The sequence below is a fragment of the Aquabacterium sp. genome (assembly GCF_049317225.1).
Lineage (GTDB): Bacteria > Pseudomonadota > Gammaproteobacteria > Burkholderiales > Burkholderiaceae_C > Aquabacterium.
Map to the genome: position 1 here is coordinate 1 of NZ_JBMOIR010000029.1, position 22,310 is coordinate 22,310.

Genomic DNA, 22,310 nt, shown 5'->3' on the forward strand with positions numbered 1-22,310 from the left:
GTCATCCGCGACCTGATCGTGGACATGACCCAGTTCTTCAAGCAGTACAACTCGATCAAGCCCTACCTGATCAACGACAACGTGCCGCCCGAGAAAGAGCGTCTGCAGTCGCCCGAAGAGCGTGAAGAGCTCAACGGCCTGTACGAGTGCATTCTGTGCGCCAGCTGCTCGACCAGCTGCCCCAGCTTCTGGTGGAACCCCGACAAGTTCGTGGGCCCCGCTGGTCTGCTGCAGGCTTACCGCTTCATCGCTGACAGCCGCGACGAAGCCACCGCCGAGCGTCTGGATAACCTGGAAGACCCGTACCGTCTGTTCCGTTGCCACACCATCATGAACTGTGTCGACGTCTGCCCCAAGAGCCTGAACCCAACCAAGGCCATTGGCAAGATCAAGGAACTGATGGTTCGCCGCGCCGTTTGATCCGGCCTGCTTGCCTCGTTACAGCATGACCACGTTGACCTTGATGACCGATACCACCGCAAACGACGATCTCACCCCGCATCCGGACGTGCTGCGTCGCCTGCGCTGGCGTTGCCGTCGGGGTCTGCTGGAGAACGATCTCTTCATTGACCGCTTCTTCGAGCAATACGAAAATCAGCTGACAACGCCCCTGGTCCAGGGCTTGCTTCAACTGATGGACCTGTCGGACAACGATTTGCTGGATCTTCTGCTGGCTCGCAAAGAGCCTGAAGCCGATCAATCCAGCCCGGAACTCCTGCAGGTTCTTCAGATGATGCGTGTGACCAAGGTGTAACTTTTCTGCATGACATGGCGATGTAACCGCCGTGACACGTTGAAGTAAGACCCATAATTCGGGCTTGGGATTTTCCCTCGCTCTCGACCGATTTACACACAAGACCGACCCCTTCTTAGGAGTGCTCATGACCCCGTCCGACGTGAAAGCCACCCTGTCGTTTTCTGACGGCAGCCCCAGCATGGAACTGCCCATCTACAAGGGTTCTGTCGGCCCGGATGTGATCGACATCCGTAAGCTGTACGCCCAGTCCGGCAAGTTCACCTACGATCCTGGCTTCCTGTCGACTGCTTCGTGCAACTCGAAGATCACTTACATCGACGGCGACAAGGGTGAGCTGCTGTACCGCGGCTACCCCATCGAGCAACTGGCGACCAACTGTGACTTCCTGGAAACCTGCTACCTGCTGCTGAACGGCGAACTGCCGAACCAGAAGGAAAAGGACGAGTTCGTGGCCCGTGTGACCAATCACACCATGGTCAACGAGCAAATGCAGTTCTTCCTGCGTGGCTTCCGTCGCGACGCTCACCCCATGGCCGTGATGACCGGTCTGGTTGGCGCTCTGTCGGCCTTCTATCACGACAGCACCGACATCAACAACCCCGAGCACCGCAAGATCGCCGCGATCCGTCTGATCGCCAAGATGCCTACGCTCGTGGCCATGGCTTACAAGTACTCCATCGGTCAGCCTTTCGTTTATCCGAAGAACGACCTGTCGTACTCCGGTAACTTCCTGCGCATGATGTTCGCTACACCATGCGAAGAGTACAAGCCGAACCCCGTTCTGGAACGCGCTCTGGATCGCATCTTCATTCTGCACGCTGACCACGAGCAAAACGCTTCCACCTCGACCGTCCGTCTGTGCGGTTCGTCGGGCACCAACCCGTTCGCAGCCATCGCCGCTGGCGTGGCTTGCCTGTGGGGTCCTGCTCACGGTGGTGCCAACGAGGCTTGCCTGAACATGCTGGAAGACATCCAGGCCATGGGCGGCATCTCCAAGGTCGGTGAGTTCATGGAGAAGGTCAAGGACAAGAACTCCGGCGTCCGTCTGATGGGCTTCGGTCACCGTGTCTATAAGAACTACGATCCTCGCGCCAAGCTGATGCAGGAAACCTGCAACGAAGTGCTGGCCGAACTGGGTCTGGAAAACGATCCTCTGTTCGCCCTGGCCAAGAAGCTGGAACAGATCGCTCTGGAAGACGACTACTTCGTCCAGCGCAAGCTGTACCCGAACGTGGACTTCTACTCCGGTATCGTTCAACGCGCCATCGGTATCCCTGTCCAACTGTTCACCGCCATCTTCGCACTGGCTCGCACGGTTGGCTGGATTGCTCAGCTCGACGAAATGATCGGCGACCCCGAGTACAAGATCGGTCGTCCCCGTCAGCTGTTCGTTGGCGCCGAGAAGCGCGACGTCAAGCCTCTGTCGGCTCGCTGATAGCCTCTCGTCTCTTGACGATCAAAACCCCGGCTTGCCGGGGTTTTTTCTTTTCTGGCGTGCCAAATGCCGTGTCTTGATGAGGCTGCGGCATCGCTGACTTGAAGTCAGTGCGACGGTTAGGGGTATTTCCTGCGTCGGTGCCGTAAAATCGTCATCTTTCCCCACCTCAGGGTTTACAAACCCTTCGCTCTACGTAAGCACCATGGGACGCACCCTTTACGACAAGATCTGGGACGAGCACGTCGTCCACACCGAAGAAGACGGCACCGCCGTGCTCTATATCGACCGCCATCTGGTTCACGAAGTGACCAGCCCGCAGGCGTTTGAAGGTCTGGATATCGCTGGCCGCAAGGTGTGGCGTCTGTCGGCCAACCTGGCTGTGAGCGACCACAACGTGCCCACCACCGATCGTTCTGAAGGCATCAAGGACCCCGTGTCCAAGTTGCAGGTGGACACCCTCGACACCAACTGTGACCGGGTCGGCATCACCCAGTTCAAGATGGGCGACAAGCGTCAGGGCATCGTGCACGTGATCGGCCCAGAGCAGGGCGCCACGCTGCCCGGCATGACCGTGGTGTGCGGCGACAGCCACACATCGACCCATGGCGCTTTCGGCGCTTTGGCACACGGCATCGGTACGTCTGAAGTGGAGCATGTGCTGGCCACGCAGACCCTGTTGGCCAAGAAGGCCAAGAACATGCTGGTCAAGGTCGAAGGCGAGTTGGCCAAGGGCTGCTCGGGCAAGGACATCGTTCTGGCCATCATCGGCAAGATCGGCACCGCTGGCGGTACCGGCTACACCATCGAATTCGCAGGCAGTGCCATCCGCGCCCTGAGCATGGAAGGGCGCATGACCGTGTGCAACATGGCCATCGAGGCCGGTGCGCGCGCTGGTCTGGTGGCGGTGGACGACACCACCATCCAGTACGTGCAAAACCGCCCATTCAGCCCCACTGGCGTGGAGTTGGAGCAAGCCATCACTTACTGGCGTACCCTGCATTCCGATCCTGACGCCGTGTTCGACACCGTGGTCGAACTCGATGCGACTCAGATCAAGCCTCAGGTGACCTGGGGGACATCGCCCGAGATGGTGCTGTCCATCGAAGACCGTGTGCCTGATCCCGACAAGGAAAAGGATCCTGTGAAGCGCTCGGCGATGGAGCGTGCATTGCAATACATGGCACTGGAACCCAACAAGGCCATCAACGACATCCGTGTCGACAAGGTGTTCATCGGTTCCTGCACCAACAGCCGCATCGAAGACATGCGTGAGGCTGCTGCAGTGGTCAAGAAGATCGGCGGTCGTGTGGCCTCGAACATCAAGCTGGCACTGGTGGTGCCAGGTTCCGGTTTGGTCAAGGAGCAAGCTGAGCGTGAAGGTCTGGATCAGATCTTCAAGGCAGCGGGCTTCGAATGGCGTGAGCCTGGTTGCTCCATGTGTCTGGCCATGAACGCCGACCGCCTGGATCCGGGTGAGCGTTGCGCGTCCACCAGCAACCGCAATTTCGAAGGTCGCCAAGGCGCTGGTGGCCGCACGCACCTGGTGAGCCCCGCCATGGCTGCTGCCGCCGCCATGAATGGCCACTTCGTGGACGTTCGTCGCATCGCCTGAATCCCGCAACCCGTCTGATTGGCAAGAAACCTCATCATGCTCCGACTGATCGCCGTATTGACCCTCTCGCTCTCGCTGTTGGCCCTGGGTGGCTGCAACACCGTGCGTGGTTTTGGTCAGGATCTGGAAAAGGCGGGTGAGGCCATCTCCAACGCAGCGAAAAAGTAATTCACCATGCAAGCATTTCGCATTCACAAGGGCCTGGTGGCCCCGATGGACCGGGACAACGTCGACACCGACGCCATCATCCCCAAGCAATACCTGAAGTCCATCAAGCGCACGGGCTTTGGCCCGAACCTGTTTGACGAATGGCGCTATCTGGATGTGGGTGAGCCGGGGCAGGACCCTGCGTCGCGCAAGCCCAATCCTGACTTCGTGCTGAACCAGCCTCGCTATCAAGGTGCTTCGATCCTGTTGGCTCGCAAGAACTTTGGTTGTGGCTCCAGCCGTGAGCATGCGCCATGGGCTTTGGATCAATATGGCTTCCGCGCCATCATTGCCCCCAGCTTTGCTGACATCTTCTTCAATAACAGCTTCAAGAATGGGCTGCTGCCCATCGTGTTGAGCGAGTTGCAAGTTGATAATTTGTTCAACGAAGTGGCTGCGTTCCCTGGCTACGAGCTCACCATTGACCTGGAGCGTCAGGTTGTGGTCAAGCCCGATGGCACCGAGTTGCCGTTTGATGTGCAGCCCTTCCGCAAGTTCTGCCTGCTCAATGGTTTTGACGACATCGGCCTGACCCTGCGTCACGCTGACAAGATCAAGGCTTATGAGGCCGAGCGTCTGGCCAAGAAGCCTTGGCTGAACAACCGTATCGTCTGATTCCAGATTTCAATTTCCCGCTGAGATACCAACATGGTCATGAAGATTGCAGTTCTGCCGGGTGACGGCATCGGCCCCGAAATCGTCACCGAGGCAGTGAAAGTGCTCAAGGCGCTGGACCTGTCCTTCGATATGGAAGAGGCCAAGGTCGGTGGTGCCGCATTTGATGCGCACGGCCACCCACTGCCCGAGCACACGCTGAAGCTGGCCATGGAATCGGACGCCGTTCTGTTTGGCTCGGTGGGTGATTGGAAGTACGACAAGTTGGATCGCCCGTTGCGTCCTGAGCAGGCCATCCTGGGCCTGCGCAAGAACATGGGCTTGTTCGCCAACTTCCGCCCGGCCATCTGCTATCCGCAGCTCACGCACGCATCGAGCCTCAAGCCTGAACTGGTGGCAGGTCTCGACATCCTCATCATCCGCGAGCTGACCGGCGACATCTATTTCGGCCAGCCACGCGGTCGCCGCGAATCGCCTGACGGTGAGTTCAAGGGCGCCCCCGAAGCCTTCGACACGATGCGCTATTCGCGCCCCGAGATCGAGCGCATCGCCCACGTCGCCTTCCAGGCTGCTCGCAAGCGCAACAAGCGCGTGACCAGCGTCGACAAGGCCAACGTGCTGGAAACTTTCCAGTTCTGGAAGGATGTCGTCACCGAGGTGCATGCCCAGTACCCCGACATCGAGCTGGATCACATGTACGTGGACAATGCCGCGATGCAGCTGGTCAAGGCACCCAAGAAGTTTGACGTGCTGTTCACCGGCAACATGTTTGGCGACATCTTGTCTGATGCGGCAGCCATGCTGACCGGCTCGATCGGCATGCTGCCTTCGGCTTCGCTGAACGCCAAGGGTCAAGGCCTGTACGAGCCTAGCCATGGCTCGGCCCCCGATATCGCAGGCAAGGGTGTTGCCAATCCGCTGGCCACCATCCTGTCGGCCGCCATGATGCTGCGCTTCAGCCTGAACCAGGAAGAGGCTGCTTCGCGCATCGAGCGCGCCGTCCAGGCTGTGCTGGAGCAAGGTCTGCGTACGGCCGACATCTACAGCGAAGGCACGAAGAAGGTGGGCACGGTAGAAATGGGTGAGGCTGTGGTGGCCGCACTCAAGGCCCAAGGCTGAGGTATTCATCCAGGGTCGTGAGGCCCTGGGGCACAGATTCAGACTCAAAGGAAAACAAGATGGCAACGACTCTGGTTGGATTGGTGGGCTGGCGCGGCATGGTCGGCTCCGTCCTGATGGACCGCATGTTGGCTGAGGGTGACTTCGATCACTTCGAGCCATTGTTCTTTTCGACATCGAACGCCGGTGGTGCAGCACCGTCCATGGCCAAGAACGAGAAGACCCTGAAGGACGCTTACGACATCAACGAACTCAAGCGTTGCGACATCATCGTGACTGCTCAGGGTGGCGACTACACCACCGAAGTGTTCGGCAAGCTGCGTGAGTCGGGCTGGACTGGTCACTGGATTGACGCTGCGTCCACGCTGCGCATGAAGGATGACGCGGTCATCGTGCTGGATCCGGTCAACATGCCCGTGATCATGAATGCACTGGCCAATGGCGGCAAGAACTGGGTCGGTGGCAACTGCACGGTCAGCTGCATGCTGATCGGTGTCGGTGCCCTGTACAAGGCCGGTCTGGTGGAGTGGATGTCCACCCAAACCTACCAGGCCGCATCGGGCGGTGGTGCGCAGCACATGCGTGAACTGCTGACTCAGTTCGGTACGCTGAACGCCGAAGTCAAGTCGCTGCTTGACGATCCCAAGAGCGCCATTCTGGAGATCGACCGCAAGGTCATCGCCAAGCAGCGTTCGCTCACGGACGCCGAGACCGCCAACTTTGGCGTGCCACTGGGCGGTTCGTTGATCCCCTGGATCGACAAGGACCTGGGCAATGGCCAATCCAAGGAAGAGTGGAAGGGCATGGCTGAAACCAACAAGATCCTGGGGCAGGGCGAAGGTTTCGGTTCGCCCGCGGTGCCGGTGGACGGTTTCTGCGTGCGCATTGGTGCCATGCGTTGTCACTCCCAGGCATTGACCTTCAAGCTGAAGAAGGACGTGTCCGTGGAAGAAATCGAGGCGATGATCGCTGCGGATAATCCATGGGCCAAGGTGGTGCCAAATACCCGTGAAGCAACGCTGCAGGGCCTGACCCCGGTGGCCGTGACCGGTACGCTGAATATCCCGGTGGGCCGTATTCGCAAACTGGCCATGGGCCCTGAGTATGTGGGCGCCTTCACCATTGGCGACCAATTGCTGTGGGGCGCCGCGGAGCCTTTGCGCCGCATGTTGCGCATCTTGCTCGATAAATAATCAAACCCAAATCCAGGCGTTGCGGCGGATATTGCCCCCGGTTTCTGCAACGTCTGGTCACAAATTCAGGAAGTGTGCTTGTTGTCCGGCGGCGACAATAAGGGATACCGGATTCCGATAATTCGGGGTCTATGCCCATACTTCTTCTGGCATCAGTAATTGCGTGAGCTTGTCACCATATCTGCTTGATGCTATTGTGTTTTCTGCCGCGTACCGTCTGCAGGTGTCGGTGTATCTAGGGGCCTGTGTCTGGCCCGGGTATGCCGCTGGTCGATTTATCGACCCCGTGACGACTTGGGAGACGCCTTGAAAGATCATTCGTTGTCCGCTGGGCGCTTTGCCCTGAATCGTGTTGCTGTTGCAGCTGCTGTTTCTGCCTTGGCCGTTTTGCCCGCCTCTGCGTGGGCTTTGGGCTTGGGGAAACTGAATGTGCAATCCGCTTTGGGTGAGTCACTTCGTGCTGAAATCGATGTCACCAGTTTGAATGCGGACGAAGCCGGCAGCTTGCAGGTTCGCGTGGCATCACCCGAGACGTACCGTGCTGCGGGCGTTGACTACAACCAGGTGCTGGGCGCCACGTCGGTGGTCTTGCAGCGCCGTGCTGATGGTCGTCCTTATTTGCGAATCGTCAGTGATCGCTCCGTTCAGGAGCCGTTCATTGATGTGATCTTGGATCTGTCCTGGTCGTCCGGTCGGTTGGTGCGTGAATACACGCTGCTGTTCGATCCCCCTTCTACGTCGCGCGCGCCAGCACCTGTGACCGCTCCGGTCATGGAGGCGCCAGCGCCTGCGCCGGTGGTCGCACCGAAGCCAGTTGCTGTAAAGCCTCAGCCCAGCGCGCCCGTTGTGGCTGCGCCGGTTGAAGCCCCTCCAGTCAAGCAACAGAAGCCTGCTCAGCGTCCAGCAGCCCAGGCTGCGGCTGCGTCAGCACCGGTTCAAGCCTCTGCGCCTGCGCCCGCCGCCGTCAAAGTGGCGCCTGCGCATGCTCCTGCTGCGTCTCAGTCGGTTCGCGTGAGGTCCGGAGATTCGTTGTCCCGTATCGCGGGGCAGCATTTGTCCGGTGGTGTATCGCTGGACCAGATGCTGGTTGGACTCTATCGCAACAATCCTGATGCCTTTCTGGGAAACAACATGAATCGCCTGCGCTCTGGCGCGGTGCTGAATGTGCCGACGGCCGAGCAAGCCAAGGCAGTTTCTCAACAGGAAGCGCGTCAGATTATTCAGGCTCAGAGTGCAGACTTTGCTGCCTATCGCCAACAACTGGCGACAGGGGTGACACCGACACGTCAGGATCAGCCTCAGCGTCAAGCCAAGGGCAAGGTCGAGGCTGAGGTCAAAGACAAGCGTCAGGCTGCTGCACCCGCCCCAGATAAGCTGACCCTGAGCAAGGGTGCTGTTGGTGCTGGTACTGCCAAGCCTGCTGCAGAAGATCGCGTTGCTGCCGCGCGCGCCAAGCAAGACAGCACGGCTCGTGTTGCTGAATTGTCGAAGAATCTGGACGAGCTGCGCAAGTTGAAGGAAAAGGCTGCCGTGGCATCTGCTGCCGCGCCTGCGCCAGTGGTGCCTCCGGCCCCCGTCGCCGCCAGCAAGCCTGCGGTGGTTGCATCCGTGGCGGCGCCGGCTCCTGTGCCTGTCGTGGCCAAGCCCGCTGAGGCGCCCAGCGCTGCCTCCGTGGTGGCCAGCGCCGCAGCAACGGGTGTGGCCGATACGGCAGCCTCGGCCGCTTCTGTTGCCGCCTCGTCGGTTGCGCCCCGCGTGGTGGCGCCCGCCAGCGTGCCAGCTCCTGCGCCGGTGCCTGAAGCTGCAGAACCTGGCTTCCTGGAGTCACTGAATCCGATGCTGCTGGCTGCTGGCGGCGCGGTGTTGGCGTTGGTCGCTGGTGCTGGCATGTACCTGCGTTCGCGTCGTCGGAGTGATTCTGGCGAGACTTCGTTCCTCGAGAGCCGTCTGCAGCCCGATTCGTTCTTTGGCGCCAGCGGTGGTCAGCGCGTGGATACGCGTGATGCAACTGGCGGCCCATCCTCGATGAGCTATTCGCTCAGTCAGCTTGATGCCATCGGTGACGTGGATCCTGTGGCCGAGGCGGATGTGTACCTGGCCTATGGCCGCGACCTCCAGGCCGAAGAAATCCTGAAGGAAGCCCTGCGTAGCACACCAGATCGCTTGGCGATTCGTACCAAGTTGCTGGAGGTCTATGCCAAGCGCCGTGATACCAAGGGTTTCGAGCAACTGGCGACCCAGTTGTACGACCTGACTTTGGGTGCGGGCGAGGATTGGGCCAAGGCGCAGGAAATGGGTTTGGGCATTGACCCGGAGAACCCCCTGTATCAGCCGGGCGGTCAGCCGAATGGCGCTGCTGTGGACGGTGTTGCACCAGACTATTTGGGTGCGAGCACCATTCCGCATTCCGTGATGCCCGCGCCCAGTGCGCTGGACACGCAGCCTGCGCCTGAAGCCTTGTCGGCGGATGCCGATGGCATGGATCTGGATCTGGATATCTCGGCACCAACGCCCTTGGATGCTGTGTCTGACTCGGTTCAGCCGCATGCGCCCGAAGGTGAGGAGTTGGGTGCGCTGGAATTGCCAGACATCGAGTCGTTCCCGAGCGGCGCATTGAGCACGGCGCCCGCTGCAGAGCCCGACGTGTCGATGGATCTGCCGAGCTTGGATGAAGCAGCTGCGGAGCCTGCTCAGGCCGAAGATGACGGTGGCTTGGACTTTGATTTGTCGCTGGACGAACCCGGCTCTCCGGATGCCGCCCCGGCTGTTCAACAGCCTGTGTCTGAGCCTGCACCAGTCGCTTTCGACATGGGCAGCATCAGTCTGGATCTGGATGAGCCTACGGCTGACGATGGTGCTTTTGCAGCGGGTGACGTCGTTGATGCCCCCGTTTCGGATGATCCGATGGCGCGCAAGTTTGAATTGGCGGAAGAGTTCCGTCAGATCGGTGATGTCGACGGTGCTCGCGAGTTGTTGCAAGAGGTCGTTGAAAACACCGCTGATGCTTCGCTGAAGAGCAAGGCTCAGGCGATGTTGGGTAACTTGGGCTGATGCATGCAGAGTGATAAACCGGAGACGAGTGCGGAAGTACTCGTTCCGGCTGAGTCAGGTGCCTATACAAGGGCGGCCCGCCGGGTCGCCCTTGGTGTTTCTTACCTTGGCTCGGCCTACAAAGGCTGGCAAAGTCAACCGGGTGGTGGAACGGTGCAAGATGCACTCGAGGCTGCCTTAACCCAGTTTGCCGTGCGTCCCCTCAAGGTTGTGTGCGCCGGGCGTACCGATGCAGGTGTGCATGGCATCAACCAGGTGGTGCACCTCGATACCGACATTGTTCGCGAGCCATTTTCGTGGGTACGCGGCACCAATGCTTTCCTGCCGCCGGATATTGCGGTGCAGTGGGCTGCACATGTCACGCCAGCGTTTCATGCGCGAAACAGTGCCAGGGGGCGTCGTTACACCTACATCCTGCTGGAGTCTCCGGTGAGGCCGGCGCTGGAGGCTGGGCGTGTCGGTTGGGTATTCCGCCCCCTGGATCTCGATGCCATGAGGCTGGCTGCAGCCCATCTGATCGGTGAGCACGATTTCAGTTCGTTTCGCTCGTCGATGTGTCAGTCGCCGACGCCCGTGAAGTTGCTCCGAGAAATCCGCATCGCGCAATGTCACTCGCCGACGCGTCCGGTGCATGCGTCATCTTTTGATGCCGCCATGCCGGATGTGTTGCCCGAGGCTGGGCATGGACCTATGTCGGCGCTGGGTGGTCGTGGGCGCTATTGGCGCTTCGATTTTGAGGGGCAGGCGTTTCTGCACCACATGATTCGAAACATCATGGGCTGCCTGGTGGCAGTCGGCACCGGAACGAGAGGTTCGGACTGGGTGTTGGAGGTCTTGCACGCCAAGCGTCGCGAGGTCGCCGCCCCGACTTTTTCTGCCGATGGCCTGTACTTCATGGGGCCAGCCTATGACGCGAAGTGGTCGCTTCCCAATGTGACGCCTGCGCTGGCATGGCTTCCTGGTGCGTGGACGTGAGGCCCGTCTTCGCGTTATCGGGACTCAATCCAGTAAAAACGCACAGAGTGCTCGCGCCATCCGCGCATTTTTGAGACAATCCCGCCATCGACACCGACCGGGCTGTTTTGCCGGCCCGATCCTTCTGGATGTCTCAGTCTTTCAAACACCGCACTCGCATCAAGATCTGTGGCCTCACGCGTGAGGTAGATGTTGATGCCGCTGTGGAATCCGGAGCCGATGCGATCGGCTTTGTGCTTTATGAAAAGAGTCCTCGCTACGTGACGCCGGTCCGTGCGCGCGAGTTGGCTCGTCGATTGCCCCCATTTGTGACGCCGGTGGTCTTGCTGGTCAACGCTGGCGCCGACCTCATGCAGTCGGCACTGGAGGCAGTGCCCAATGCCTTGCTTCAGTTTCATGGCGATGAGACGCCTCAGCAATGTGAAGCCGCACAGCGACCCTATGTCCGCGCTGCCCGAATGGCGCCCGGATTCGATTTGTTAGACTTCGCCCTGTCGTTCTCCTCTGCCCAAGCCATGTTGGTGGACGCCCATGTTGAGGGCTATGGCGGAGGAGGTCAGGTATTTGATTGGTCCTTGTTGCCGCGCGGGCTGCCTGATCCCATGATTTTGTCCGGTGGTTTGCACGCCGGCAATGTGATCGAGGGCATTCAGCGCGTGCGGCCATGGGCTGTGGATGTCAGCTCTGGCGTTGAGGTCGGTAAGGGGATCAAGGATCCGCTGCTGATGCGTCAGTTCTGCCAGGCGGTACGCGCAGCCGATGAGTTGTGCGCTCAGGCTGGTTGATGGCTACGGTCTATGAGTTCATTGAGAGTGACATGTTGAATTACAACCAGCCCGATGCCCGTGGGCATTTCGGTCCTTACGGTGGCACTTTTGTCTCCGAGACCCTGATCTACGCGCTCGAAGAGCTCAAGAACGTCTACGAACACTATCGCCACGACCCGGAGTTTCAGGATGAATTCCGACGTGAGTTGGCTCACTTCGTAGGTCGCCCCAGCCCGATCTATCACGCAGCTCGTTTGAGCCGTGAGGTGGGGGGCGCCCAGATTCACTTCAAGCGCGAAGACCTCAATCACACGGGTGCACACAAGGTCAATAACACCATCGGTCAGGCTTTGCTGGCCAAGCGCATGGGCAAGCCTCGCGTCATTGCTGAAACCGGTGCCGGTCAGCATGGTGTGGCCACGGCCACCATCTGTGCCCGTTACGGCATGGAGTGCGTGGTGTACATGGGCGCGGAAGACGTCAAGCGTCAGTCACCCAATGTGTACCGCATGCACTTGCTGGGTGCCAAAGTGGTGCCGGTGGAGTCGGGCAGCAAGACGCTGAAAGACGCGCTCAACGAAGCCATGCGTGACTGGGTCACCAATGTGGAAAACACCTTTTACATCATCGGCACAGTGGCGGGGCCACACCCCTATCCGGCGATGGTGCGCGATTTCCAGAGTGTGATTGGCGAAGAGTGCCTCAAGCAGATGCCCGAGCAGATTGGTCGTCAGCCGGATGCGGTTGTGGCTTGCGTGGGCGGCGGCTCGAATGCCATGGGCATCTTCTACCCATACATCCCGCATGAAGGGGTTCGCCTCATCGGTGTGGAGGCGGCAGGTGAGGGCGCCGAAAGCGGCAAGCACTCGATGTCGCTGCAGTTGGGGGTGCCGGGCGTGCTGCACGGCAATCGCACCTATTTGTTGCAGGATGCCAATGGTCAGATCACTGAAACGCACTCGGTGTCGGCTGGCTTGGACTATCCCGGCGTGGGCCCCGAGCATGCGTACCTGAAGGACATCGGTCGCGCCGAGTACGTGGGCATCACTGACAAGGAAGCGCTGGAAGCCTTCCATCGCTTGTGCCGCACCGAGGGCATCATCCCTGCGTTGGAATCCAGCCATGCGGTCGCCTACGGCATGAAGCTCGCTGCTACCATGCGCCCTGACCAGCACGTACTGGTTAACTTGTCCGGTCGTGGTGACAAGGACATTGGGACCGTGGCGGATTTGACGGGCGCGGAGTTCTACTGCCGTCCATCGTGCCGTGGCCTGTCTGTGAAGGGAGGTCAAGCATGACCCGCCTTGAACAGAAATTTGCCTCGCTGAAGGCGCAAGGTCGCAAGGCGCTGATTCCTTTCATCACCTGTGGCGACCCCTTCCCGGAAAAGACCGTCGACTTGATGGTGGGCATGGCTGAGGCTGGTGCCGACGTGATCGAGCTGGGCGTACCATTTTCGGACCCCATGGCCGATGGCCCGGTGATTCAGCGTGCCGCCGAGCGTGCGCTGACCAAGGGCATCTCGCTGGCCCATGTGCTGGCCGATGTGAAGGCTTTCCGTGAGCGCGACGCGGTCACCCCGGTCGTTCTGATGGGGTATGCCAACCCGATCGAATGCTACGACTTGCACCACGGTGCGGGTTCGTTTGTCCGTGATGCCAAGGCTTGCGGCGTGGACGGCGTGCTGGTGGTGGACTATCCGCCAGAAGAATGCCAAGAGTTCGCGGCGCGCCTGAAAGCTGCTGACCTGGCACCCATCTTCCTGCTGGCCCCCACCTCCAACGAGCAACGCATGGCCGAAGTGGGGCGTGTGGCGGCAGGCTATGTGTATTACGTCTCTCTCAAAGGTGTGACGGGCGCCGGCCACCTTGACACTGCCGCTGTGGCAGAAATGGTCCCTCGCATCAAGGCGCACGTGAGCGTGCCCGTTGGTGTGGGTTTTGGTATCCGTGATGCAGAAACCGCCAAGGCGGTGGCCGCGGTGTCGGATGCTGTTGTCATCGGGTCGCGCATTGTCCAGTTGCTGGAAGCGCAAAGCCCGGAAACCGTGGTCAAGGCAGGCAGTGATTTCATCGCTGAAATCCGCGCCGCACTTGATTCACTGAAAGGAGCCTGAGCATGAGCTGGCTTGAGAAACTGCTGCCCCCCAAGATTCAACCGACCGACCCGGCCGAGCGCCGCTCGGTGCCGGAAGGCTTGTGGGTCAAGTGCCCGTCGTGTGAAACGGTTCTGTACAAGAACGACCTGGAAGCCAATGTGAACGTGTGCCCGAAATGCGGCCACCACCATCGCATTGGTTCACGTGCCCGTCTGGATGCTTTCCTGGACGCAGAAGGTCGCTACGAAATCGGTCAGGAAGTCCTGCCGGTGGATGCCCTGAAGTTCAAGGACAGCCGCAAGTATCCCGAGCGACTCAAGCAAGGCATGGAAGCCACGGGTGAAACCGATGCCCTGATCGTGATGGGTGGCTCGGTGCACAGCATTCCGGTGGTGACAGCCTGCTTCGAGTTCGACTTCATGGGCGGCTCGATGGGCTCCGTGGTGGGCGAGCGCTTCGTGCGTGGCGTGGAAGCAGCGGTGGATCAGAAGACCCCGTTCATCTCGTTCACAGCAACGGGTGGCGCCCGCATGCAGGAAGGCTTGCTGAGCCTGATGCAGATGGCCAAGACCAATGCAGCCCTGACACGTCTGGCCAAAGCCAAGTTGCCCTACATCAGTGTGCTGACCGACCCCACCATGGGCGGCGTGTCGGCCTCGTTTGCCTTCGTGGGCGACATCGTGATCGCCGAGCCCAAGGCGCTGATCGGCTTTGCCGGTCCGCGGGTGATCGAAAACACGGTGCGCGAGAAGTTGCCAGAGGGCTTCCAGCGCGCAGAGTTCCTGATGCAAAAGGGTGCGGTCGACATGATCATTGATCGTCGTGAGTTGCGTTTGAGCATTGCGCGTCAATTGGCCATGTTGCAGCGTCAACCTGCGGATGCTGTGGCTGCCTGATTGCCTGTTGCTTCCTTGCTTGATTCCCTTGACGGGCTGCTGAACCTGCAGCCCGTTTTGTTTCTGACTGTTCATTGAGTTCAGGTCATGTCTGACAACGTTTCTCCTGCAACTTCTCCGCGCTCTCTGGAAGAGTGGCTGGCACATTGCGAGCGACTCCATTCGGCTGCCATTGACATGGGGCTGGAGCGTGTTGGTGCAGTGTGGGCTCGTGCTGGTGTCACGCTGGGCACCCCGGTGGGGGGCGATGAGCCCGTTGATGGCACACCGGTGGTGTTTACCGTGGCTGGCACCAATGGTAAAGGGTCGACCTGCGCCATGCTTGAGGGGATTTTGTTGGCGGGGGGATTCAGAGTTGGGGTCTACGGCTCACCACATCTCGTCAAGTTCGAGGAGCGTTGTCGCATCAATGGGGAATTGGTGACAGCTGCGCAGCTTCTGCCGCAATTTGAGGCGATCGAACAAGCGCGTGGTGATATCCCGTTGACCTACTTCGAGTTCACCACTTTGGCCATCATGCGCCTGCTTGCCACTTCGGGCTTGGATGCAGTGATCCTGGAGGTGGGGCTGGGCGGTCGCCTGGATGCCGTCAATGTGGTGGATGCGGACTGCGCCATCATCACGAGCATCGACTTGGACCACATGGACTTCCTGGGGCCTGATCGTGAGTCGATCGGACGTGAGAAGGCTGGCATCATGCGCGTCGGTCGTGCGGCGGTGGTGTCCGATCCACAGGCACCCCAAAGCTTGATCGATCACGCCACCTCGCTGGGGGCAGACCTCTGGCTCTTTGGCCGGGATCACAACTACGCGGGCGATCGTCAGCAGTGGTCCTGGGGGGGGCGCAACAAGCGCTTCAATGGCATGGCCTACCCGGCGCTGCGAGGGGCCAATCAGTTGCTGAACGCCTCGGGTGTGCTGGCGGCACTGGAAGCCATGCGGAACCGTTTGCCCGTGTCGGCGCAGGCAGTGCGTACCGGCCTGGCGACCGTTGAGTTGCCAGGGCGTTTCCAGATCATTCCGGGGCAACCCACCTTGATTCTGGATGTGGCGCATAACCCCCATGCGGTGGCCACCTTGGCGGTCAATCTGGATCAGATGGGGTTCTATCCTCGCACGCATGCCGTCTGGGGCGCCATGGCCGACAAAGATGCTGCGGGCATGATCGAGAAACTGCGCCCTCTGGTCGATGCGTGGTACTGCTGCGATCTGCCCACGGCGCGAGCGTCGTCGGCAGCGCAATTGAAGTTGTCTCTGGAGGGGTACATGGCGACGCACCCCTCTGCGACGGCGCCCAAGGCGAGTGTCTCGACGCATGCCGATCCCATGGCTGCACTCAAGGCCGCGCTGGCAGCAGCAGACCCCACGGATAGAATTGTGGTCTTTGGCTCGTTTTACACGGTCGGCGGCGTCTTGCACGAGGGGCTGCCGAAGTTGAACGCGCCTCATCTGCAGTCTTCGTCTGATTAACGTTGACGAGTTGCTTTTTTTTAGCCTCTATTGCCCATCAGCATGCCGTTGCCCTCATTTTTGCAAGGTCTTCGTGAGCGTTTCACCGCCAAGCGTGCGAATGGCGTGGACGCCGTGCCCCTGACCGAGGCTGATGTCGAGGCGACGCGGACGCGGGCACGCCGTCGGCTGATTGGCATGTTGGTCCTCGTCGGCGCTGGCGTGCTGGGTTTCCCTTGGTTGTTTGAGACGAAGCCTCGCCCGATGTCGCAGGACATTCAGGTCGTGCAGGCGGGTCAGGCTGTGGACGCACCGGTCGTGCCGACCGCTGGCCGCGCCTCTTCCGGGCGTGTGGCCGTCGCCAGCGTGGTGGAGCCTGCTGAGAAAGAAGTGATCGAGGATCACGCTCCTGTGGTGGCCAGTGCGCCGCAGGTGGTCAAGCCGGCGGTCGTGCCCGCGCCAACTTCGACGAAGGTGGCGTCATCGGGGGGCCCCAAAGTCGCGGCAGTGACCTCAGAGACGAAAAAGCCTGAGCCGAAGGTGGTCGCCGAAGCAAAGGTTTTGCCCAAGCCCAAAGCTGAGAGCAAGCCAGAGCCCAAGGTCGCCGACAAGGCTGGTGACAAGTCAGCGGACAAGAGTTCGGCACGGTATGTGGTTCAGTTCGGCGCGTTTGCTGAAGTGAAATCGGCCCAGGATGCGCGGATGAAGGTTGAGAAGCTGGGCATCAAAACCTACTCCCAACAAATCGATACGCCGGATGGCAAGCGCATTCGTGTCCGGATTGGCCCTTTTGCTGACAAGGTCGAGGCAGACAAGGCCATGGCGACCCTGCGGAAGGCTGGGTTGACCGGCGCTGTGCTGACGCTTTGATGCCAGAGTGAGTCGTTGACCGTGACCCCATCCAGCGAATTGCCCGTGAGCCCCTGGAGCCTGATCGACCTGATCATGCTGCTGGGCCTGGGTGTGTCGGTCATTGTGGGCACTTGGCGGGGTTTTCTCAAAGAAGTCATGGCGCTGATGGGGTGGCTTGTGGCTTACTTCATGGCGCAGTGGTTTGGCCCGCGTGGCGGTGCCTTGGTGCCGGTCGGTGAGCCAGGTTCGCGGGTGAACCTCATCGCTGGCATGTTGTTGGTTTTTGTGTTGACATGGCTTGTTTGGGCCATGTTGTCGTGGGCGTTGACGCAAATCGTGAAGGAATCCGGTTTGGGTGGCGCAGATCGCTTATTGGGTGCTGGGTTTGGCCTGGTGCGCGGGGTGTTGGTGGCTTTGGTCGTGGTGACTGTGGTGAGCCTGACGCCCATGGCGCAATGGCAGCCTTGGCAGGCGTCGAAGGGGGTGGTCTGGCTGACTGCCTGCCTGGATGTGCTGCGCCCCGTTTTGCCCGAGCAGGTGGTGAAGTTCCTGCCCGAGCAGTCGTAAATGTTTTTGTGATTCAGTTGATTGGAAGAGGTGAACCATGTGCGGCATCGTTGGTGTGATTTCCAAGACGCCCGTCAACCAGTTGATCTATGACGCGCTGCTGCTGCTGCAGCATCGCGGTCAAGACGCTGCCGGCATCGTGACGGCCGGCCCAGACGCGCACGGACGCAAGTTCTTCATGCACAAGGCGCGCGGCATGGTCAAGGACGTGTTCCGTACGCGCAATATGCGCTCGCTGATGGGCCATGTCGGTTTGGGGCAAGTGCGTTATCCCACCGCTGGCAACGCGTTCAACGAAGAGGAGGCTCAGCCTTTCTACGTCAACGCCCCCTTCGGTCTGGTTCTGGTGCACAACGGCAACCTGACGAACGCCCATGCCTTGCGCAAGGAGCTGTTTGACATTGATCGCCGCCACCTCAACACCGACAGCGACACCGAAGTGCTGCTGAACGTTTTCGCGCATGAGCTAGAGTTGGCGGGCCGTGATCTGCCCCTGACGCCCGCAGCGATCTTCAGTGCCGTGCGTGCAGTGCACAAGCGCATCAAGGGCTCGTATGCCGTGATCTGCTTGATTGCTGGCTACGGCATGGTTGCCTTCCGTGACCCCTACGGCATCCGTCCTCTTTGCTACGGCGAAGCCGATCTGGCAGAAGGCCGCGAAGTCATGGTGGCCAGCGAGTCGGTGGCCCTGGAAGGCACCAGCCATCGGTTTGTACGCGATGTGCAGCCCGGTGAGGCTCTGTTCATCGACGCGGATGGCATCGTTCACGCCGAGCAATGTGCTGAGAAGACCGTCTTGAACCCCTGCATGTTCGAGTACGTCTACCTGGCCCGCCCCGATTCGGTCATTGATGGCGTGTCGGTCTATCAGGCTCGCCTCGAAATGGGTGAGACCCTGGCGCAGCGCGTGATTTCGACCATGCCACCTTCTGAAATCGACGTGGTCATCCCGATCCCCGAATCCAGCCGTCCGTCTGCCATGCAGTTGGCGCAAAAGCTGGGTAAGCCTTACCGCGAAGGGTTCGTGAAGAACCGTTACGTGGGCCGGACCTTCATCATGCCGGGGCAGGGTGTTCGCAAGAAGTCTGTGCGTCAAAAGCTCAACGCCATCAGCCTGGAGTTCAAGGGGCGCAACGTGCTGCTGGTGGACGACTCCATCGTGCGCGGCACCACCTCCAAGGAAATCGTTCAGATGGCGCGCGAAGCCGGTGCCAACAAGGTGTACCTGGCCTCTGCGGCGCCCCCCGTTCGCTTCCCGAACGTGTACGGCATCGACATGCCCACCAAGAGCGAGTTGGTTGCTCATGGCCGCTCGATCGAAGAGATCCGTCAGATCATTGGCTGTGATGCCCTGATCTATCAGGACGTGGATGCCATGAAGAAGGTTGTGGGCAAGTTGAATCCCGCCATCGCGGGTTTCGAAGCATCGTGCTTCGACGGACACTACATCACCGGTGATGTCAGCGCCGAAGATTTCGCAGCGATCCAGAGTCAGCGCCTGTCTCAAAAGGGTGAGGATGACTCGGACAGCGGGCGTCTGGCCTTGCAGAACCAACAGGGCGAGTGAGCCCTCCGGAGCGTTCGACCGATGTCCTCTGACAAGAAAAAACTGCCTCGCAAAGACCTGCCAGGCGATGCCCGCATCGAAACGCTGGCTGTGCGCGAGGGCTTGCCTGCCACGCAGTGGGGGGAAAACTCTGAAGCCTTGTTCCTGACCAGCAGCTTCAATCACCCCGATGCGGCCACCGCTGCAGCGCGCTTTGCCAATGAAGAAGAGGCGTTCGTCTATTCGCGCTTCACCAACCCGACCACGATGATGTTTGAACGTCGTCTGGCGGCATTGGAGGGCACCGAAGCGGCCATCGCCACATCCAGCGGCATGAGCGCCATCCTGCTGCTCATCATGGGTTTGCTGAAAGCAGGCGATCACGTGGTCTGCTCGCAAAGCGTGTTCGGCTCCACCATCACCCTGATTCAGCGTGAGTTCGGCAAGTTCGGGATCGAGTCGACGTTCGTGTCGCAGACCGACCTGAGCGAGTGGCAGGCAGCCATCCGACCCAACACCAAGCTGTTCTTTGCCGAAACGCCCAGCAACCCGCTGACCGAGGTGTGTGACATCCGTGCCTTGGCTGACATGGCGCATGCCGCGGGGGCCCACTTGGCGGTGGACAACTGCTTCTGCACCCCAGCCTTGCAGCAGCCCACCAAGATGGGAGCGGACTTCGTCATTCACTCCGGTACCAAGTATCTGGACGGACAAGGCCGCGTGTTGGCCGGTGCCCTGTGTGGCCCTGACAGCTTCGTCAATGGGCCCTTCATGGCCACGATGCGCGGGGCTGGCATGAGCTTGTCGCCCTTCAATGCGTGGGTTGTGCTCAAGGGCCTGGAAACCCTGTCGATCCGCATGGCCGCGCAAAGCGCAAATGCGACGAAGCTGGCGCAGTGGCTGGAGCAGCAGCCTGGCGTGGACAAGGTTTACTACCCCGGTTTGCCGAGTCATCCGCAGCACGAACTGGCCATGCGCCAGCAAAACGGTTGTGGTGGCGCAGTGGTGTCCTTTTCCGTGAAGCCTGCTGCAGGCGATGTCACGGTGCCAGGGCCCGCCAATCTGGACGAAGCGTCCCTGCGTTTGCGTCAGGCCGCCTTCCATGTGATTGACCACACTCGCCTGTGCTCGATCACGTCCAACCTGGGCGACACCAAGACCCTGATCACCCATCCCGCCAGCACGTCCCATGGGCGCTTGACCGAAGAGCAGCGTCTGGCTGCTGGCATCACCCAAGGCATGATCCGCATCGCTGTGGGTCTGGAACACATTGACGACCTGCAGGCCGATCTGGCCCGTGGTCTGGATACTTTGAACGTATGACCCAAGTCCGTACCCGATTCGCCCCGTCCCCCACGGGTTTCATTCACCTGGGCAACATCCGCTCGGCCCTGTACCCCTGGGCCTTTGCTCGTGCCAACAAGGGCGTCTTTATCCTGCGCATTGAAGACACCGACGTCGAGCGCTCTTCGCAAGAAGCGGTGGATGTGATCATCGAAGGGATGAAGTGGCTGGGCCTGGACCATGACGAAGGTCCGTACTACCAGATGCAGCGCATGGACCGCTACAAGGAGGTTCTGCAGCAGATGCTGGAAAAGGGTTTGGTCTATCCCTGCTACATGAGCAGTGAAGAGCTCGACGCCTTGCGCGAGCGCCAGATGGCCAACAAGGAAAAGCCCCGTTATGACGGCACCTGGCGTCCGGAGTCTGGCAAGACCTTGCCGCCCGTGCCCGAAGGCGTCAAGCCCGTGCTGCGTTTCAAGAACCCCCAAGGTGGTTCTGTGGTGTGGGAAGACAAGGTCAAGGGCCGCATCGAGATCAGCAACGATGAGCTGGACGATCTGGTGATCGCCCGTCCCGACGGTACACCCACCTACAACTTCTGCGTGGTGGTGGACGACATGGACATGGGCATCACGCACGTGATCCGTGGTGACGACCACGTCAACAACACGCCTCGCCAGATCAACATCCTGCGCGCCTTGGGCCAAGAGCCTCCTGTGTACGCCCACTTGCCCACTGTGCTCAACGAGCAGGGCGAGAAGATGTCCAAGCGCCATGGCGCCAAGGCCGTCACCCAGTACCGTGATGAGGGGTATCTGGCCGATGCCATCGTCAACTATCTGGCTCGCCTGGGCTGGAGTCACGGTGACGACGAGATCTTCTCGCGTGAGCAGTTGGTGGAATGGTTCAACCTGGACCACCTGGGCAAGAGCGCCGGTCAGTTTGACGAAGCCAAGCTCCGTTGGGTCGCGCAGCAGCACATGAAGATGGCTTCGGACGCATTGCTGGCTGGTTTGGTGCGCGAGCAGTGGCAACGCCGTGGCGTGTCGGTGCCTGACGAGTTGGCGCAAGGCGACAAGCTGGCAGCCATGTGCGCCTTGTTCAAGGACCGCTGCGCCACCACCGTGGAACTGGCGGACTGGTTGGCCATGTATGTGGGCGACGTGGCAGCGCCTGCAGAGGAACTGGCCGCACAACTGACGGACGCGAACAAACCGGCTGTGGCCGCATTGGCTGCGCGCCTGCAAACGGTCGATTGGGAGAAGGGGGCCATCAACCAGGCCATCAAGGACACCATGGCCGAGTTCGGTTTGAAGATGCCTCAAGTGGCCATCCCCGTTCGGCTGCTGGTGTGTGGACGTGCTCAGACCCCATCTGTGGATGCGGTGCTGGCGCTGTTTGACCGCGACGTCGTGCTGAAGCGCCTGGCGCAAGTGTGAGGTGCGCGTTGCGCTGGGCGGCCGGTGGCTGTGTGGCGCAACATCGACACCTGCAGTTTTTCTGCACCACTTGATGACAGATAGAAATTCGGTATATACTCTCAGTCTCGCTTGAACGACGCTTTGTTTGAAACAACGAAGCAGCCGGGCAGCCTGAAGGATGCAAATCCAGAGGGGGTATAGCTCAGCTGGGAGAGCGCTTGCATGGCATGCAAGAGGTCAGCGGTTCGATCCCGCTTACCTCCACCAAAAGCTTCTGAGAAAAAGCGGATTAGTCCAAGGTTTTGACCCCATCGTCTAGAGGCCTAGGACACTACCCTTTCACGGTAGGTACCGGGGTTCGAATCCCCGTGGGGTCGCCAAGTTTGTAGCGCTTGGCTCGCAAGAGCGAAAGCTATCTACCAGGAGTGGTAGTTCAGTTGGTTAGAATACCGGCCTGTCACGC

The 22,310-nt window shown here is 60.2% G+C and carries 19 protein-coding genes, 2 tRNA genes and 1 pseudogene; all 22 read left to right on the plus strand.

Going from position 1 to position 22,310, the window contains the following annotated elements:
* A partial coding sequence (locus ACOYNB_RS13510; protein ID WP_422839533.1) for a succinate dehydrogenase iron-sulfur subunit occupies positions 1 to 420 on the plus strand: 420 nt, incomplete at its 5' end.
* A gap of 43 nt (positions 421 to 463) precedes the next feature.
* The gene (locus ACOYNB_RS13515) at positions 464 to 754 is read left to right on the plus strand and encodes a succinate dehydrogenase assembly factor 2 (protein WP_420817833.1); all 291 of its coding nucleotides are present in this window, start codon (positions 464 to 466) and stop codon (positions 752 to 754) included.
* A gap of 127 nt (positions 755 to 881) precedes the next feature.
* A complete protein-coding gene (gltA, locus tag ACOYNB_RS13520) occupies positions 882 to 2,192 on the plus strand; it encodes a citrate synthase (RefSeq protein WP_422839534.1) in 1,311 nt (436 codons plus the stop codon).
* 205 nt (positions 2,193 to 2,397) lie between these two features.
* A complete protein-coding gene (leuC, locus tag ACOYNB_RS13525; protein ID WP_422839535.1) occupies positions 2,398 to 3,807 on the plus strand; it encodes a 3-isopropylmalate dehydratase large subunit in 1,410 nt (469 codons plus the stop codon).
* 36 nt (positions 3,808 to 3,843) lie between these two features.
* Positions 3,844 to 3,975: an entericidin A/B family lipoprotein gene (locus ACOYNB_RS13530; protein ID WP_422839536.1), complete on the plus strand. Its 132-nt coding sequence runs from the start codon at positions 3,844 to 3,846 to the stop codon at positions 3,973 to 3,975.
* Positions 3,976 to 3,981: 6 nt separating this feature from the next.
* Positions 3,982 to 4,629 carry a 3-isopropylmalate dehydratase small subunit gene (gene leuD / locus ACOYNB_RS13535; protein WP_422839537.1) on the plus strand — a complete coding sequence of 216 codons (648 nt, stop codon included), beginning with the start codon at positions 3,982 to 3,984 and terminating at the stop codon, positions 4,627 to 4,629.
* Between the two features lie 39 nt (positions 4,630 to 4,668).
* Entirely contained in the window at positions 4,669 to 5,748 is a 1,080-nt protein-coding gene (gene leuB, locus ACOYNB_RS13540) for a 3-isopropylmalate dehydrogenase (protein WP_422839538.1), read from the plus strand.
* A gap of 59 nt (positions 5,749 to 5,807) precedes the next feature.
* Positions 5,808 to 6,941, plus strand: coding sequence for an aspartate-semialdehyde dehydrogenase (gene asd / locus ACOYNB_RS13545; RefSeq protein WP_422839539.1), 1,134 nt, complete (start codon positions 5,808 to 5,810; stop codon positions 6,939 to 6,941).
* A gap of 306 nt (positions 6,942 to 7,247) precedes the next feature.
* Positions 7,248 to 9,992, plus strand: a complete 2,745-nt coding sequence (locus tag ACOYNB_RS13550) for a FimV/HubP family polar landmark protein (protein WP_422839540.1) — start codon at positions 7,248 to 7,250, stop codon at positions 9,990 to 9,992.
* Between the two features lie 81 nt (positions 9,993 to 10,073).
* Positions 10,074 to 10,967, plus strand: a pseudogene (gene truA, locus ACOYNB_RS13555) (tRNA pseudouridine(38-40) synthase TruA); the annotation flags it as partial.
* Positions 10,968 to 11,095: 128 nt separating this feature from the next.
* Entirely contained in the window at positions 11,096 to 11,752 is a 657-nt protein-coding gene (locus tag ACOYNB_RS13560; RefSeq protein WP_422839541.1) for a phosphoribosylanthranilate isomerase, read from the plus strand.
* 32 nt (positions 11,753 to 11,784) lie between these two features.
* Positions 11,785 to 13,032, plus strand: a complete 1,248-nt coding sequence (trpB, locus tag ACOYNB_RS13565) for a tryptophan synthase subunit beta (protein WP_374258838.1) — start codon at positions 11,785 to 11,787, stop codon at positions 13,030 to 13,032.
* Positions 13,029 to 13,850 carry a tryptophan synthase subunit alpha gene (gene trpA, locus ACOYNB_RS13570; protein WP_422839542.1) on the plus strand — a complete coding sequence of 274 codons (822 nt, stop codon included), beginning with the start codon at positions 13,029 to 13,031 and terminating at the stop codon, positions 13,848 to 13,850. Before trpB ends, trpA begins: the two co-directional genes overlap by 4 nt.
* A gap of 2 nt (positions 13,851 to 13,852) precedes the next feature.
* Complete coding sequence (gene accD / locus ACOYNB_RS13575) at positions 13,853 to 14,728, plus strand: acetyl-CoA carboxylase, carboxyltransferase subunit beta (RefSeq protein WP_420816685.1); 876 nt, start codon at positions 13,853 to 13,855, stop codon at positions 14,726 to 14,728.
* An 87-nt stretch (positions 14,729 to 14,815) separates the two neighbouring features.
* Positions 14,816 to 16,198 carry a bifunctional tetrahydrofolate synthase/dihydrofolate synthase gene (gene folC, locus ACOYNB_RS13580; RefSeq protein ID WP_422839543.1) on the plus strand — a complete coding sequence of 461 codons (1,383 nt, stop codon included), beginning with the start codon at positions 14,816 to 14,818 and terminating at the stop codon, positions 16,196 to 16,198.
* 42 nt (positions 16,199 to 16,240) lie between these two features.
* The gene (locus ACOYNB_RS13585) at positions 16,241 to 17,047 is read left to right on the plus strand and encodes an SPOR domain-containing protein (RefSeq protein ID WP_422839544.1); all 807 of its coding nucleotides are present in this window, start codon (positions 16,241 to 16,243) and stop codon (positions 17,045 to 17,047) included.
* Positions 17,048 to 17,068: 21 nt separating this feature from the next.
* Positions 17,069 to 17,596, plus strand: a complete 528-nt coding sequence (locus tag ACOYNB_RS13590; RefSeq protein ID WP_422839545.1) for a CvpA family protein — start codon at positions 17,069 to 17,071, stop codon at positions 17,594 to 17,596.
* A 37-nt stretch (positions 17,597 to 17,633) separates the two neighbouring features.
* Positions 17,634 to 19,163: an amidophosphoribosyltransferase gene (purF, locus tag ACOYNB_RS13595; protein WP_422839546.1), complete on the plus strand. Its 1,530-nt coding sequence runs from the start codon at positions 17,634 to 17,636 to the stop codon at positions 19,161 to 19,163.
* 21 nt (positions 19,164 to 19,184) lie between these two features.
* Complete coding sequence (locus tag ACOYNB_RS13600) at positions 19,185 to 20,465, plus strand: O-succinylhomoserine sulfhydrylase (protein WP_422839547.1); 1,281 nt, start codon at positions 19,185 to 19,187, stop codon at positions 20,463 to 20,465.
* On the plus strand, positions 20,462 to 21,865 hold the full coding sequence (gene gltX / locus ACOYNB_RS13605) for a glutamate--tRNA ligase (RefSeq protein ID WP_422839548.1): 1,404 nt from the start codon (positions 20,462 to 20,464) through the stop codon (positions 21,863 to 21,865). The genes ACOYNB_RS13600 and gltX overlap by 4 nt, the downstream gene beginning before the upstream one ends.
* Before the next feature lie 173 nt (positions 21,866 to 22,038).
* Positions 22,039 to 22,114: transfer RNA gene (locus ACOYNB_RS13610), tRNA-Ala, on the plus strand.
* Between the two features lie 37 nt (positions 22,115 to 22,151).
* Positions 22,152 to 22,227 (plus strand) — tRNA-Glu (locus ACOYNB_RS13615).
* The last annotated feature ends 83 nt before the right edge of the window (positions 22,228 to 22,310 follow it).

Coding starts and splice junctions, on each gene's coding strand:
- ACOYNB_RS13515 (WP_420817833.1), top strand. CDS start 464: ATGACCGATACCACCGCAAACGACGATCTCACCCCGCATCCGGACGTG.
- gltA (WP_422839534.1), top strand. CDS start 882: ATGACCCCGTCCGACGTGAAAGCCACCCTGTCGTTTTCTGACGGCAGC.
- leuC (WP_422839535.1), top strand. CDS start 2,398: ATGGGACGCACCCTTTACGACAAGATCTGGGACGAGCACGTCGTCCAC.
- ACOYNB_RS13530 (WP_422839536.1), top strand. CDS start 3,844: ATGCTCCGACTGATCGCCGTATTGACCCTCTCGCTCTCGCTGTTGGCC.
- leuD (WP_422839537.1), top strand. CDS start 3,982: ATGCAAGCATTTCGCATTCACAAGGGCCTGGTGGCCCCGATGGACCGG.
- leuB (WP_422839538.1), top strand. CDS start 4,669: ATGAAGATTGCAGTTCTGCCGGGTGACGGCATCGGCCCCGAAATCGTC.
- asd (WP_422839539.1), top strand. CDS start 5,808: ATGGCAACGACTCTGGTTGGATTGGTGGGCTGGCGCGGCATGGTCGGC.
- ACOYNB_RS13560 (WP_422839541.1), top strand. CDS start 11,096: ATGTCTCAGTCTTTCAAACACCGCACTCGCATCAAGATCTGTGGCCTC.
- trpB (WP_374258838.1), top strand. CDS start 11,785: ATGTTGAATTACAACCAGCCCGATGCCCGTGGGCATTTCGGTCCTTAC.
- trpA (WP_422839542.1), top strand. CDS start 13,029: ATGACCCGCCTTGAACAGAAATTTGCCTCGCTGAAGGCGCAAGGTCGC.
- accD (WP_420816685.1), top strand. CDS start 13,853: ATGAGCTGGCTTGAGAAACTGCTGCCCCCCAAGATTCAACCGACCGAC.
- folC (WP_422839543.1), top strand. CDS start 14,816: ATGTCTGACAACGTTTCTCCTGCAACTTCTCCGCGCTCTCTGGAAGAG.
- ACOYNB_RS13585 (WP_422839544.1), top strand. CDS start 16,241: ATGCCGTTGCCCTCATTTTTGCAAGGTCTTCGTGAGCGTTTCACCGCC.
- purF (WP_422839546.1), top strand. CDS start 17,634: ATGTGCGGCATCGTTGGTGTGATTTCCAAGACGCCCGTCAACCAGTTG.
- ACOYNB_RS13600 (WP_422839547.1), top strand. CDS start 19,185: ATGTCCTCTGACAAGAAAAAACTGCCTCGCAAAGACCTGCCAGGCGAT.
- gltX (WP_422839548.1), top strand. CDS start 20,462: ATGACCCAAGTCCGTACCCGATTCGCCCCGTCCCCCACGGGTTTCATT.